The sequence below is a fragment of the Klebsiella planticola genome, from assembly GCF_000783935.2.
GTDB classification, from domain to species: domain Bacteria; phylum Pseudomonadota; class Gammaproteobacteria; order Enterobacterales; family Enterobacteriaceae; genus Klebsiella; species Klebsiella planticola.
The window spans coordinates 92,822-106,340 of the sequence record NZ_CP026048.1; the positions used below are offsets into that span (position 1 = coordinate 92,822).

The window sequence follows — 13,519 nt, forward strand, 5'->3', positions numbered from 1 at the left end:
GACTCAGTGCATCATCTGAAATACCGTATCCACTCTGGCCATAAAGCCCTGTGCATCCGTGGCGCCCTGCAGGATCGGGTACGCTGCCAGCGTGTTTACGTTCACCAGAAACGTAGTCGGCGTGGCCACCGGGATATTGGGGAAAAAGGTCTGCATCACGTCAGGAGGCGCCGGCAGCGCTTCCGGAAACGCGTCATCACCCTGTCCGTCAATGGTGTAAGAGAACACGGAGAAGCCATACTGTCCGGCCAGCTGCTTCAGCACCGGGTCAAATTTATGACAGTAGGGACAGTGTCCCTGCATGAACAGCACCACTTTCCAGTCGCGCATGTCCACCTGCTTTCCGTTGCTGAGTCGTAACCAGCGTGGCTGAGATGCCCCGCTCACCGCCTGGGGAGTGTCGCTCTGCGGGGAGGCCGTTTCAGTACCGGAGATACCCCGCGGATCCCAGAGCGACTTCACCTCATCGAGCGTTCCCGCATGTGCCACCCCAGCCAGTGCAAGGGAAAGAGCCAGTGCCGCCAGCGGCGTCTTAGCGAGGTTCATCAGGCTGTTTTTCACAGGCTTTCTCCTCTTTTTCGGCTTCAGCAATCAGGGCGTTTAGAATGCGGTATCCCCCGAACACCACCATACCCAGCCCGAAGATTTCCCCGGCCTGGACGGCCAGCTCAGGCTGTTTTCTGACAAGCCGGGCTATCAGGTGGAAAAACACGCCCACGGCCAGCACCCACATCCCGGTGATATCTAAATCCGGAAAACGAATATTTCGCATGACACACTCCTTAGAAATTCGGTTTAAAGTCGCTGGAGACATAGAGGAACTGTTTCGCCAGGTCGTCCTGACTGATAAAGCCGTAACTGAGAGGCTTCACCTGGCCACTTTTCGGGTTAACCAGCATCATCGCGGGGAAGAACTTCACGCCAAGCTGCTCTGCCTGGCCCTGGTCCGTCCGGCTGTCGGGCAGCATGGGGTTAATCACTCCGTCAACCGACACCGGTATCACGCTCAGGCCATAGGTTTCGCGAAAATTTTTAATCACCTGGACCAGCTGGCCATCGATCGCTTCCCGGCCCCGGTAGAAGAACATCACGCCGTAGTGCTGTGCGAGGGTGGAGATAGCCTGTCGCTGTTCGGCATAGTCGGCAGCGAGCTGGTTTTTTACCGTGCCGTTGTAGTGGCTGTACTGCAGGTTGTAATCGAGTTCGGGGTTTTCCAGCATGGCTTTCTTCGCACTCATCGAGAACAAACCTGCCTGCTGCGTCCAGTAGTTCTGCAGCCGGAAATACTTCACGAAGTTTTCAGACGATGGATACAGAATGGCTTCGTACAACGACCGTTTGGTGGCCGCCTGGAGTGTGGCGAGTTTCTCCAGAATATCCATTTGCGGCGGTGGTGCCGCTGGTACGGCTTTCCTGTCCTCATCACGGGGCTTCAGTTTCTCGTTGTACCACTGCCAGCCCGCGTCTTTGGCGAAAGCCGGCATCAGGGCGCAGCAAAGGCACCCCGCCAGCATGGCGGCATGTATTGTTCGCATGGCAAATACCCTTTTATGAATTAATGCGACTGGCGTGACAGATGCTGATAGACACTGTATTTATCGAGCTGGCGCTGTACCTTTCCTGCATCATCACGGGCTTCAAAGCGATAACCGCTGCAGTACAGAGGCAGATGATTTATCTGAAGGTCCACCCGCTCCCCGTCCCTGATCACCCACGCGGCCTGAGAAACAGTGTCGCACTGGATCCCCCAGGCCCGGTTGGTTGTCATAAATGCGTTAACCTGCCTGTCCCGCCACAGGCTGTACGACATAATGCTGACCAGGAGAAAGACAAACACCCCGACAAACACCATGACCAGCCCGTATGCTTTTTTCTCTTCCATTGACTCTCCTGGTCACATAATAAGGAATAGCGGCATGCTCAGTACTGAAGATATAAAAGCCTGCCGGTCCGCTGGCAGTTTCTGGAAAGCAGGTGAGTACTGAGCGGCCATCTGAACCAGTTCGGACGAGTTAATCAGGAACCTGTCTGTATGCAGAGAGATATCCGCAAGAACAGCCAGTACCATAACATGATGCTCCTGGGGTAAATTCTCTTCATTCAGAATGTCTATAAATTTCTCAATCGTGATATATCGATTCATCTTTGCTTTTCCTTGAATTTATAACTTTCTCCAGGACTGAGAAAAACAAATAACACACAGACATGGCAAACCCAGCCATAAGAATAAAGACCACACTTTCGACATAATCACTTCCCGACGTCCCTTTGACGGCATCCCAGGAGAAATAAATCACCGGAGAAATAATGATTATTGTTAGCGTTAATCTCAGGACAAAATCAATAACAGGCTTTTTGTGAAAACTCATTTTCATGATTATCGGTCTCTTTATTAGGCAGCATGGTTTATTGCGCGGATTGCTGACTCATGATTTCCTTAATTCGTTCTCTGGTCTTATTGGTGAGCACATCGTTTTCCGGTATTTTTTGATTTTTCATCAGGTCGTCCATAAAGTTGGTGAAATCCAGCTTGTTAAAATCAATCTCCTGGAGTTCCGCGACGGTAATGCCCCGACAGTCAGGACTGCTGGCGCCGCCAAAACCGATATGCAGCTGACCGTTTCTTCCCTGCTGCTGAACGATCTGCGCCAGTTTTGAGTCGAACTGGCAATAGCTCCTTTTTTTCTCCAGGCAAATCCCCAGAACCTTTTTAGAGCAGAATTCCCCTATACTGACCGTCAGCTTGTCTTTTTTCGCTTTGGCCAGCGCCTTTTCCTCGCTGCTGCAGCGTGCCAGCCCCACATCCTGGCCCCAGCCGCTGTCTTTGCAGCAGTTACTGAAGCCGGCAGCAAACTTCTTACAGAACTTCGCTTTTCCGGTGAATGCCCGGACATCCACCCCGTTCAGTGCAGCGACGTCCTTTCCCGCGGCAGCCAGTGCCGCCAGCTCAGACACCGCCTGCCCAAAGTCGTTGCTCTTCCCGGACGTGGCTTTGTCACATTCACCATCAAGGCAGAAGACATCACCGCCGCAGATCATTTGCTTGCCACTCGTCCTGGTTTCGCAGGAATACGTTGCATATTCATGCAGGCACGTGCCTTCCTCGCTGGAGAAGGCGCACTGGCGGGATGACAGAGTACAGGCCGTATTTTTCATCAGGCTTTCACAGGAGCCGTTGTCCGCCGGCTGCGTGAGCCAGGTATCCTTATATTTCCAGCATGCTTCCGTGAACGAGTAATCCCTGCCTCCGAGGGTGATGGTTCGCGTTCCTCCCGGACTGATACATTCCTCGCCCGTTTTTTTCCCTTCATCCTTACTGAACGGACAGCTTTCAACCCAGACGACTTCAGGTGCATAGACGGTTTCGGTTTCTTCCATCACCAGGGTGACCGTGACCTGTACGGGTTTCTGGCTGGCCGATGATACGGTCCGTGATGTTTTGCTTACTGAAAAGTTCTGCCCAGCAGTGACCGCTTTGTCCACACCAAACGACTGATGAATCTTCCCCTTCCCGTCATAGGTATATTTCGTACAATGCGTGTTCTGACCGCCTGAACACATCGATTCTGAACGTGGCCAGCTGATCACATCAATGGGGAACGTTCGTTCAAAGAGGGTCAGGCTTTCACTCACTGCACTCTTGCAGCTATCCCGCACCTTCCCTTCGGAATCGCATTCTTCAATCCAGGGGATCACCAGAGGCTCACCATCCACCGAGGCATTCAGCAGACGACCGTTGGTCGGGATCGTCAGGTTGCCACTCCATTGCCGGGTACTCCGGGCATAATTCAGCGTCACCACCTGCTGATAGGTTCGGTTAACTTTCTGCGTGGTGGCGTTATCCTTCAGGGTCGCTTCCCGTGTGCAAAAATTTTCCACCTGCAGATCACGTTCGCAGGTATGGTTTGTGAACTCGCTGCGGTTCACAACCTGGGCGGTACAGGACTGTCCGGTATCACCGACAATGCTGTCGGCACGGGATTCTGTATCCTTTGCGGCCTGAATAAACGGCGCATCCTGAGATATCTGATCCGGTGGCCGGTTCGTGAACGACTCCGTAATCGTTTTGCCGGTATCTCCCTGGCTGAACTCCAGGGCTGAATCGCTTTTCAGAGAGCTGTCTCCGCTGGCAGTGACGCCGCCGTAGTATTTTGTCTGATCCGGGTTGTCGGTATACCCCGGCAGGTTTTGCTCACCACTGAAATTTTTCAGTGAGTTCAGACCATTGCCCTGCACCTGTTTCGCAAAATCCGAACCAGCTTTATAGTCGCTTCCACTGTCAGCACAGGCGGGGGATGCCAGCCAGATAAAGGCGCTCAGGACAAAAAAATGCGCAGTCAGTACGGAAATAACCGTCTTCATTTCTGCCCTCCCTCATCCCTCACCATTTCCGGTAACGCTATGAAGTACGGTCTGTCTTTCATGGCTGGCTCCCGGCGGCATTCGAGGGCGCATCAAGCATCTGCCGGGCCACCTGTGCACAGTCACCGGTTTGTGCGACTTTCTCCAGCGCCTGTTTGACGTGAATGTTACCGCGTACCACGTCATATCCGGCCTGACACCGTACCACCAGAGACGGCACACTCCGGATGCTGTACTGCGTATATAGTGTCGGGTCGATCTGCACGCCGTCGGTCACGCCATCCTTCACCAGCTGCAGCACCGCGTCAGTGGTGGTCTTCATGTCGTTATTGACGAGCCCACGCAGTGTCGCCGGAATGCCGTACTGCCGGGTTTCGTGCAGCATCCGCTTCAGCCCCTCTTCAGGTATCGAGAAGGAGACAAAGTACAGCGCCCCTTCTGCCGGCTTTTCCTGATTCGCCGCTTTCTGCTGACTGACCAGATTATCGATAAACTGGCGGTCTGATTTGGGCAGAGGATTACGGTTGATTTGCGCCTCAAGCTCCTGCTGCAGCTGTTTATCCGGATGCTGGCGCAGCTGTTCGCTGAGGTTCTCCTGCTGCTTCAGCCATTCTCTGTCTGTAACAGAGGAGGTTTCAGCCAACACTGCTCGTCCGGTCAGCAAAAGCATGACCATAAACAGATTCATTAATTTCATGAGAGACTCCTGTCAGAGAAAGACACAATTGCGTTTACGCCACATCAGATAGCCATAGTTCTTACGGGTGTTGGGTGGATTTTTACCGGCCTCCCAGCGCATCACGCTGCGCCCCACGGGATGGCACTGGCCGCTGTCCGGGTACATGTTCACCATCTGATAGCGCCAGCGCTCTTTGGGGATGATCGGGGACGGATACTCATAGCAGACCGCCTTGTCCTTCCCGATGCTCTCCATAATTTGTCCCTGCCGGTGAAGCTTGTACGCCATGCGCTCGCTGACAAGTAACGAGGACTGCAGCGGACTGGACTCGTTGCTTACCCAGCCGCTAAACGGGTACATCGAACCCTGAGAGCCGGCACACCAGAACAGAATATCGAGTGGCATATGAAACGCGCTGGCCATAGCGTCAGCCGCGCACGCCCCCTGTGCGATGGGGTTGGCAAACAGGATGGCTTCCGGATTCAGAATGGTGGTGAGGCTGCTGTCCACCCAGGTCGGGTCAATCTCGGACAGATAGGCTATATCCATGTCTCCGCCTTCCAGACAGCCTGCGGAGGTGATGATGTTCAGCCAGTAGGTCAGCGGGTACTTGTACCAGTGAACGTGATAAAAAGCGCCGTTCACCTGCTTGTCGTCCTTTCTCGCGGTCCCCATACCGGTCTTGCCGAGATTGATACTGAAGCCCCCCAGATTGACCATACAGCCAGGCGAACGGCTGACGTCCGTCATGGCCATCGGCTCCCAGTACCCGATGGCCAGGCCGGGGCGAACAAAAATCGGTGGCGGCGCCGGACACAGCTGCAGGGGACTACCCGGATTGCTGGTATCAGGCAGATCGCCTTTACCAACCTGCACGCTGCCGAGTGATAAAGGAAATATGCAGCGCCAGCACACATCGGTGATCGGGTTGACGAATCGACCTTCACACGACGGATCTGCATGTACCTGAGGGACTAACGAAAAAAACAGGAGGATAAACAAAAATGATATTTTTCTCATTGATTATCCCTTCCCCTGTATTTTTCCCAGATGTTGTTTACACCATCGATTATTTCTTTCTGCTTTTTTAAATCCTGTCCCTTAGCGAAATGCTTCAGCACGTTGGAAATAAACTCCAGTCTGTAAACCTTCCGCCAGAACGAGTCCTCATCATGTGGTTTTAAAAGAAAAAGCTCATCCAAATCCTTTTCCATATCGCTGATGAGATGACTTGCTTTGCCTTCAACATACCGACAATACCGACTATTCTGTAATTCATAATCGTCAATTTTTTCTTTCAGAAGCCTTTCACATTCACGTCGGTGGTTAATTTCTTTATTTTGTCGAACCACCGTAAGCCACTGAACAACAATTAATGCTGCGAGAGTAATCTCAGTAATAGTCATATAATCACCTGACAAATAATCGTAATTCGGAATCGTACGGGTCAACGGACGGGAAACACCTCAATATTCAGCCGTTCACCGGAGGGCGCCGGCGTGATCCGCGCCGGGACCGCCGTCAGGCCAAATCGCTTGCTCAGTACGCCGTTCTGGTCGAAATAGACCCGGCTGTCCAGCGCTGCGGAGGTGTCCGGGATACTGCCACGCACCAGGATAATTTTGCTCATCAGGGTTTCCGGCACCTGACGCTTCATCCAGGCCAGCTGGTCGGCATCGTCTCCATTGATGAAGTACAGGGTCTGGACAAACGGTACGGTTTTAAGCGGGTTCACCACATCGCCCTTGCGGGCAAACACCCGCCCCTCATTGTCCTTCAGGTCTTCGGTCAGGCGGATGCTGGGATCAAACCAGCGCTGCTCGTATTTCTCCGCACGCTTAATGCCCTCCACCGGTGCCGGCCGCTGACTGTTCTCGATAACCCGCTGCTTAAACGCATCCATCGTCTGGTCCCACTGGCCAGAGGATTGCAGTGACTGCAGACGCTGCGTGATGAGCTGCAGCATGTCCTGCTCCCGGACGGGCCATAAATCCCCCCAGGTACCGAGATCAGCCGCCTGAGTCAGCGGCGATACCAGGCAGGCGGCGAGCAGACAGTCTTTCAGTCGTATCATTACTGGTCTCCTTTCATCCGGCGGGCAATGTCGTGCTGGATGTTGCGGGTCACATCGGGCGCGCCCTGAACCACGGCAGGTGAAACCAGAATGACCACATGATGCTGCTGCTGATACTCCGCCAGACTCTTCTCCAGCGCGTCGTTAAACCGATCAGAGAGCGCTTTGGACTGCGCCTCTGTCAGCTGCTTCTGACTCACACTGTCCATAAAGCTGTCGAGCGTCTTCTTCATATCAAAAGCCACCACCCGCGGCGTGGAGTACTCCAGAACCACGCGTGAGAGAAACGCGCTGGTTGCCAGGGCGAAAAGCACGAGAGCAACGATGACAGGTATCCGGCGAAAGGTATGAGAGGTCGTACTGACCGGTTGTTCGGTGTTGTTTTTCATCACTGTTTATCCTCCATGTCATTCACCGGTATTCGGGATTCAAGCTCTGCCATTTCGTCTTTAAAGTTGCGGCACGCCAGTCCGTATACCGCATCGTGGATATCGACCCCCTCCTGCCGGCGCGCTTGCATGTACTCAAAATCCGGGCCTTTGGAGGAGTACATCGCCCGGCTGAGCGGGTCAACGAACAGGCGGTGCCAGGAGCAGTTCGCTTCCACCTGCAGCATAAAAGAGGAGAACCACTGCTCTTTGGCCGAACCGAAGCCGTTAATCATGTCTTTCTCCAGCTTGCTGAACTGATCCGGGTACAGCTGGTTATACTTGGCAAACTCTTTGGCTGACTGCTTCAGAATGGCCTTGTACGACGAGTTCCCCCAGGCAGCGCGTGCAGCGCTCGATGCGGTCGGGGAGTCGAAGTCCACGATATTTTGCGTGATGGTGATGTATGCGCCGGTATGTCGACGCGCGGTACGGTAGCCTTTCTCGATAAACTGCCCCACTTTTTCATTCTTGAAATCAAGGAGCTTCCAGCCCTCATCGATGACGTTCAGTTTTTTCAGGCCACGCGGTGACTGATACATCCTGTTCTCGATGTAAATAATCAATGAGAACATCACCGCGATAAGCAGAGAGGGCCGCGACTCCAGGCCACCGAGCTCCAGTACCACCATCCGGGCGTCATCGTGAAGTGTTGGTTTATCTGAGTTGAAATAGTCCCCGTAGATCCCATTCACCGTGTACTGATCGAGCAGGATTATCATCTCGTCCAGACGGCCCCGGATTGTCGGGGAATCAGCATATTCATCGCTGTCCTTCGCGTCCTGTAAAAACTGAACTACGTCATCAACGCGTGCATGATTACGCTTGCTTAACCAGGCCGCCTGAACTGCCTGCAGAAGCAGGCCTTCATGGACTTCATCGAGGTTGCCGTTCGGACTGGCCATCACCGACATCTGATCGCGTATACGTTCTGCTGACATGTCGAAGTGAGCATCATCCAGCACGTTGGCGAACGGGTTAAACTTGAGGGTATCGCCATCGAGGTATACGCCCCCCATGTTTTCACACAGGGACTTATAGCCATCGCCCATGTCGAACACCCAGGCAAACCCGCCGGAGTCGAGCACACTGCGAATGAGGGGCTGAATCAGACCGGTTTTACCCGCCCCGGACGTCCCGCAGACTGCCATGTTGAAATTGGTATTGTTCATTCCCTCGTAGAACAGGTCGATGAACGCCAGCTGATTTCGGTAGGTGGGCGCCAGGAGTCCCGCCGGCGCCAGCGGGCTGTCAGCGACGATCGGCAGGAGGTTAGCCACCTGGAACGTCTCCGCCCGCTTCACCACGCCTGCCGCCTGCAGCTCTTTAAACAGGCCCTCACCACACTTGAACGGCATCATGGCCAGAAAGTTACGCAGGTGATGGTAGCGGGCCGGGATCAGCTGGAAACCGCCTTTACGGTAGCTGTTGAGCACCTGCTGTTCAGCGGCGAGAGAGGCCTCTGTGCTGTCTGCGGTGTACGTGGTGATATTAAAGAAGTAGGACACCAGGGAGGTCTGGTTGGTCGCCAGTCGCTGGCGGATATCGCCCCACTCCTGCATTTCCTTTATCACGTTCGGAAAAAACTTCGCGTAGGAGGTTTTGCTTTTCTTCTCCACGTCCATGAATTTCATGTTGGCTTCATTCTGGGTCTTCACCTGGTCCTCCACCATCAGCGTCAGCGTGATGACAAAGGGGCAGGAGATGGAGAGCTCCGGGTTAAGCAGGTTGGCGTAGTTATCCGCGGAGGTCCAGAGGAAGGCCATTTCCGGATCACTCTCCAGATGGTAGCTCGTCACCCGGGTTACGCACTCTTTCCCGTCGCGCCCCAGGCGGCCAATTTTCAGATGACCGGCGGTGACCTGCATATCAAAGCTGTCATCGACACACTGATAGTTCAGATCCTGATAGGGGTCCAGCTTATACGGTACGCGGTACATCTCGTGCGGGTCCGGGTTTATCAGCTCGCGCATCAGTTCGACCAGCCCGGCAGCATCAAGGATACGCGTCGGAATATAGGCACCGCCCAGTGACGCCCGCAGGATCTTAATCTGGTTCTCCATCTCCACAATTTGCGTGGTGGAGTTTTTCTTCCGGGGCACGCAGCAGGAGATGTACACGCGGTAGTTTCGCAGCGTCAGGGGTAAATCCAGTGCAGGAGGCAGGGGGAACTTCGTCTCCGCTGCCCGGAGATAGTAGGCCTGGGTGATGGCGTTAAACTTCTTAGCCTGTTTACCGCTCCAGCGGAATTCACGCAGACCGTAGTCGATATCATTGCCGACCAGTTTGCTGGAGACCAGATGAAAACTGACCGGGACGCCCCGGGGAAGTTTGCTGCGCAGTAAATGCTCCAGTGTGGCGACGATACTTTTATCCGCACCGGGTAAAGGACGCGCCTCAAACATAAAACCGATGGTTTTGTTATTAATAAACAGCCCGGTCGCGGAATCATAATCCTTATAGGGCAAAATACGGCTGAACTGGGGGAAATTCATGCTGCCCAGCGTGTCATTGGCTTTCGCGGATTCGTCGGGCAGCTTCAGTGCTGATACCAGTGAATTCACTGCCTGGGTGACGGCATCGATGATGTTATTACTCATGCGGGCGTTCCTTTAAGAGCATTTCAAAATAACAAGGGTAATAAATGGCAAGAAGAATATTCATATCCGCACTAGAAACTCCTTCTTATAATGGAAAGCACTGGAATAAAAAACAATAAACACATGGAGGCAATAATCTGACCCATAAAGATCGAATCCAACAACACCTCCCCTTGCCACAGACAAACAAGCAGAGTGATAAATAATAAAACCACATGAAAGAAAACAATCAGGAACAGAATGTTCGCTGAGAACTCCCCATCACCAACTTCCACCTCTAAGCAGAAAAAATAAAATACACACAAACTACAGATAATATAGACGCCTTCATGTCGAATACCCTGAAAGAAATCAGGAGAAAACTCTCCTGCCAGTCCATTGTAAGTCAGTCTGGCTCCCAGATAGATGAGCCAGTAGACTGGAGGTATAAACAAAAATCCGTACTTTCGAAGAAACAGCATCATATCCATCCCCTGATTATTTGCTCATAGCGTTCAGTGCGTTAAGTTTTTTTTCACGTACTGCTTTAATCTCTTCTTTATACTTGCATTCTGATGCCATCTTTTTTGCGTCACCGAAAGTTAATGGCTCTGACGAAGTGACTGTGTTAGTTTGAATTGCTAAACGTAATGCCTCACCTGCACAAGGTGTCTAATGAATAATACTTTGCAGTTGTTCTGGAGTAGCGGGCTGCATATCGCGAGAATCTTCAATATACCGCACAAAAAATACCCAGTTAACACAATTAAAAGAAGAACTATCAAAAAACCAAATTGCTGGCCAATTTCTTGCTGTCTTTCCATTGTTCCATCCCTACCGGTCAATCCAGTTTGTTAATCAGCATTTCATTTTGAGTTAGCTTTATATAATTCCCACTGATGGATATAGGAATAATACTGCCCACCAGGCACATTAATGATGATGCCATCACAGTCCAGTTTATTAACAGGGCTGGTAAAAGCGCCTGTCGGCATGTTTACCTCAAGTGTCCGGCAGTCATCTTTCCAGTGTCTACCTGCTTCAAGTTCATCCATCGAAAATGAGTGAATGGAGATAACGAACATCCCGGAAAACCCAACCACCGCTATAAGCGCACAGTATATGAATGTATCGCCTCTGTTAACTCGAAGATTGAATTTTTCAGGGATGGCAACCATTGCCAGCGCACCGACCACACCAATAACAAAAAGAATCAGGCATATACCGTTAAGCCATGCAACGTTATGTCCAAGTATATAGTACGCTTTCACTTTCTTATTCCTTATGCTGCATACTTTCAAATAACGTGAGATTGTTAATACTGACCATCGGTCTTACTATTCACCTGCCCCCATCCGATCAAAGTAATAAATCAAGACATAAAACATATAAAAGATCACTGTGGCTGTAAAAAATCCCGTTATTACTGACAGCGTCAAATCAGGAGAGTCCGCCCATATGTTTTTATCCTTAAACACCATAAAAAAAAATAAAGCACTGAGACCTGTAAGCCCAAACAACATTAAAATACAGGCAAGCGTATCTCTTATAAAAACACCAATAATTACATAGCCGTAACCGCAGATGATGATTGCCATTGCAAAAAAAAGTCGAACAAAACCATCAAAACTTAACTGGTATTCAGCCATTTACCCACCCTCATTCAATGTTTCTATCACGCTGCTCAAAGGCTCGCGGGTTTTAATTTCAATGCACTCTCCTGTATTACTTCCGTAACCTCTGCCCCCACGTGCTTCGAGTACCCGTAGCATTTTTATGCAGACATCTGTATTAGGCATGGGAGTAATATCCCAAATCCCACCGCCACTACTCGGCGTCATCAGCACCAGAAAAATAAAGGCATGCATACTTTATTGCCTCTGTTTATATATTAACGAATGAATATTTCTTTCATTGCCTCTGCGATAGTTGTTTGCCTATTGCCACTTATCGCTCTGTCATAATCAGACTTGCTTACATTTTCAATAACATCACTACACTGAAGTCGATTTTGCGCTGGAGAGAAAAACCCTTTATCAATATTAGTCTCAAGCAACCGGCAGTCATTTTTCCAGTGATGAGATAGAACTTCGGGCACTGTATTACTGTCAGTAGAAAAAAACAGGCTATAATATGTCAATTAAAACACCACAGCCATCGTACATTTGAATAATTCACTCATAACCAGCCTTTGCTTTCAGTTAAAAACATCATTGCATTTTATATTCAGATGAACTTCCCTCTGGCCTGTACTTAACGGGAAGGTAGCGGGTTATTCCATCAGGACATGACCAGGCGTCTTTGCGACCATTAAATCCTTGTTGAGCATCGAAAGCTGACACCTTGCAGTTTGTTAACGTATACATTGTATTATTTTTTCTAAAAACCATATCTTTATAAGTATCCTCTGGTGACAAAATAACAAGAGCGGTTATAACATGAAGAATTAAAACCCCAGAGAACATGCAACCACGTAACCCCCTTCTCTCAAACGCCCTTGATGCAAAAGATCCAACTATCACTCCCATGCCAATAGCGAGAAAAAAATAAAATATATAAAATGAGTCAGCCCGAACAAGTCTATAAGAGAATGTTAAATAATTAATCATTTTCAACCCCCCCTTTTAAATAACCCTTACATAAAGATACATGAGCGTAATATCTTCGTCTGAGCACGCTACCGCCCATCCCTTTCAACGCAGAGGGCACTCGTTATAATTCAGAAATGAAAACTTACTGCAGCGCCAGTAATGGCGCTGTGAATCAATTAAGGCGAGGCTGTCCCCACGCCGATGGTTTTACGACAAAAAGAACCGTTGCTGGCTGGTGATATACATCATCTGAATCCACATACGGCGCTATCCACAATGACGTTGTCTCCTCCCCTTTTCTTAATGGCCGGGGATAATTACCTGGCGGTGTTGACGGTGACGTAAACGTTGACGCCACTACTGGTAAAGACATTTTCACTACCGGCAAAGACTGGAGCCTTTTCTCGGTTTCGAAATATATTGCCTCATTCTTTGCCGTTGGATTATTTAGGTACACTGCACGTGCTCGTTCTCTCTCCGCTGCCACTCTGGCCCGGTTCAGGTTGGGTTGAGGCGGCAACGGGTACGAATTAACTGACGTGGTTCTGAAATTACCCTCAGCCAGTTGTGGCAACCCGGCCGCAGCCGGCTTTGCATCACTGCGTTCCTCCTTCAGCTTCGCTTTTTCATTTGCCTGCTCCATCGTCATACAGGTATCCGACGTCGTGGCATTACATTGAAATTCAGTCTCTGTGCCCGCGCACCCGGTTAAGAGCAAAGCGCTGCCCAGAGGAATTAACAGCATTAATTCCTTCATAATATTTCTCGCTATTTATCGGTTTTTTTTTTCAGGTTCATCCTGAGCT

The 13,519-nt window shown here is 50.8% G+C and carries 20 protein-coding genes; all 20 read right to left on the reverse strand.

Annotated features, from left to right (window positions below):
* Nucleotides 1–3: 3 nt before the first annotated feature.
* Nucleotides 4–561 (reverse strand): type-F conjugative transfer system pilin assembly thiol-disulfide isomerase TrbB, encoded by a 558-nt coding sequence (gene trbB, locus MC50_RS26980; RefSeq protein WP_032736782.1) that lies wholly within the window; start codon nucleotides 559–561, stop codon nucleotides 4–6.
* The gene (gene traQ / locus MC50_RS26985) at nucleotides 533–772 is read right to left on the reverse strand and encodes a type-F conjugative transfer system pilin chaperone TraQ (RefSeq protein ID WP_004144400.1); all 240 of its coding nucleotides are present in this window, start codon (nucleotides 770–772) and stop codon (nucleotides 533–535) included. Before traQ ends, trbB begins: the two co-directional genes overlap by 29 nt.
* Before the next feature lie 10 nt (nucleotides 773–782).
* A complete protein-coding gene (traF, locus tag MC50_RS26990) occupies nucleotides 783–1,535 on the reverse strand; it encodes a type-F conjugative transfer system pilin assembly protein TraF (RefSeq protein ID WP_004152677.1) in 753 nt (250 codons plus the stop codon).
* A gap of 20 nt (nucleotides 1,536–1,555) precedes the next feature.
* A complete protein-coding gene (locus tag MC50_RS26995; protein WP_004144402.1) occupies nucleotides 1,556–1,882 on the reverse strand; it encodes a hypothetical protein in 327 nt (108 codons plus the stop codon).
* 12 nt (nucleotides 1,883–1,894) lie between these two features.
* Nucleotides 1,895–2,143, reverse strand: coding sequence for a hypothetical protein (locus tag MC50_RS27000; RefSeq protein ID WP_004152675.1), 249 nt, complete (start codon nucleotides 2,141–2,143; stop codon nucleotides 1,895–1,897).
* Nucleotides 2,121–2,375 (reverse strand): conjugal transfer protein TrbE, encoded by a 255-nt coding sequence (locus tag MC50_RS27005; protein WP_049194392.1) that lies wholly within the window; start codon nucleotides 2,373–2,375, stop codon nucleotides 2,121–2,123. Before MC50_RS27005 ends, MC50_RS27000 begins: the two co-directional genes overlap by 23 nt.
* Nucleotides 2,376–2,406: 31 nt before the next feature.
* On the reverse strand, nucleotides 2,407–4,362 hold the full coding sequence (gene traN / locus MC50_RS27010) for a type-F conjugative transfer system mating-pair stabilization protein TraN (protein ID WP_020277951.1): 1,956 nt from the start codon (nucleotides 4,360–4,362) through the stop codon (nucleotides 2,407–2,409).
* A gap of 58 nt (nucleotides 4,363–4,420) precedes the next feature.
* Entirely contained in the window at nucleotides 4,421–5,059 is a 639-nt protein-coding gene (gene trbC, locus MC50_RS27015) for a type-F conjugative transfer system pilin assembly protein TrbC (protein ID WP_015065635.1), read from the reverse strand.
* Nucleotides 5,060–5,071: 12 nt separating this feature from the next.
* Nucleotides 5,072–6,061, reverse strand: a complete 990-nt coding sequence (traU, locus tag MC50_RS27020) for a conjugal transfer pilus assembly protein TraU (RefSeq protein WP_009309872.1) — start codon at nucleotides 6,059–6,061, stop codon at nucleotides 5,072–5,074.
* Nucleotides 6,058–6,447 carry a hypothetical protein gene (locus MC50_RS27025; protein WP_020277950.1) on the reverse strand — a complete coding sequence of 130 codons (390 nt, stop codon included), beginning with the start codon at nucleotides 6,445–6,447 and terminating at the stop codon, nucleotides 6,058–6,060. The genes traU and MC50_RS27025 overlap by 4 nt, the downstream gene beginning before the upstream one ends.
* 41 nt (nucleotides 6,448–6,488) lie before the next feature.
* Entirely contained in the window at nucleotides 6,489–7,115 is a 627-nt protein-coding gene (gene traW / locus MC50_RS27030) for a type-F conjugative transfer system protein TraW (RefSeq protein ID WP_020277949.1), read from the reverse strand.
* The gene (trbI, locus tag MC50_RS27035; protein ID WP_032736784.1) at nucleotides 7,115–7,504 is read right to left on the reverse strand and encodes a type-F conjugative transfer system protein TrbI; all 390 of its coding nucleotides are present in this window, start codon (nucleotides 7,502–7,504) and stop codon (nucleotides 7,115–7,117) included. Before trbI ends, traW begins: the two co-directional genes overlap by 1 nt.
* Nucleotides 7,504–10,143, reverse strand: a complete 2,640-nt coding sequence (gene traC, locus MC50_RS27040; RefSeq protein WP_032431388.1) for a type IV secretion system protein TraC — start codon at nucleotides 10,141–10,143, stop codon at nucleotides 7,504–7,506. Before traC ends, trbI begins: the two co-directional genes overlap by 1 nt.
* A 71-nt stretch (nucleotides 10,144–10,214) precedes the next feature.
* Complete coding sequence (locus MC50_RS27045) at nucleotides 10,215–10,613, reverse strand: hypothetical protein (RefSeq protein WP_023179972.1); 399 nt, start codon at nucleotides 10,611–10,613, stop codon at nucleotides 10,215–10,217.
* Between the two features lie 375 nt (nucleotides 10,614–10,988).
* The gene (locus MC50_RS27055; RefSeq protein WP_004197817.1) at nucleotides 10,989–11,393 is read right to left on the reverse strand and encodes a hypothetical protein; all 405 of its coding nucleotides are present in this window, start codon (nucleotides 11,391–11,393) and stop codon (nucleotides 10,989–10,991) included.
* Between the two features lie 66 nt (nucleotides 11,394–11,459).
* Nucleotides 11,460–11,771, reverse strand: a complete 312-nt coding sequence (locus MC50_RS27060; protein WP_047066479.1) for a hypothetical protein — start codon at nucleotides 11,769–11,771, stop codon at nucleotides 11,460–11,462.
* Nucleotides 11,772–11,990, reverse strand: coding sequence for a hypothetical protein (locus tag MC50_RS27065; RefSeq protein WP_004195468.1), 219 nt, complete (start codon nucleotides 11,988–11,990; stop codon nucleotides 11,772–11,774).
* Between the two features lie 23 nt (nucleotides 11,991–12,013).
* A complete protein-coding gene (locus tag MC50_RS28990; RefSeq protein WP_223175793.1) occupies nucleotides 12,014–12,262 on the reverse strand; it encodes a hypothetical protein in 249 nt (82 codons plus the stop codon).
* Nucleotides 12,263–12,332: 70 nt separating this feature from the next.
* Nucleotides 12,333–12,731: a hypothetical protein gene (locus tag MC50_RS28995; protein ID WP_020277946.1), complete on the reverse strand. Its 399-nt coding sequence runs from the start codon at nucleotides 12,729–12,731 to the stop codon at nucleotides 12,333–12,335.
* Nucleotides 12,732–12,885: 154 nt separating this feature from the next.
* On the reverse strand, nucleotides 12,886–13,470 hold the full coding sequence (gene traV / locus MC50_RS27080) for a type IV conjugative transfer system lipoprotein TraV (protein WP_020277945.1): 585 nt from the start codon (nucleotides 13,468–13,470) through the stop codon (nucleotides 12,886–12,888).
* Between the last annotated feature and the right edge of the window lie 49 nt (nucleotides 13,471–13,519).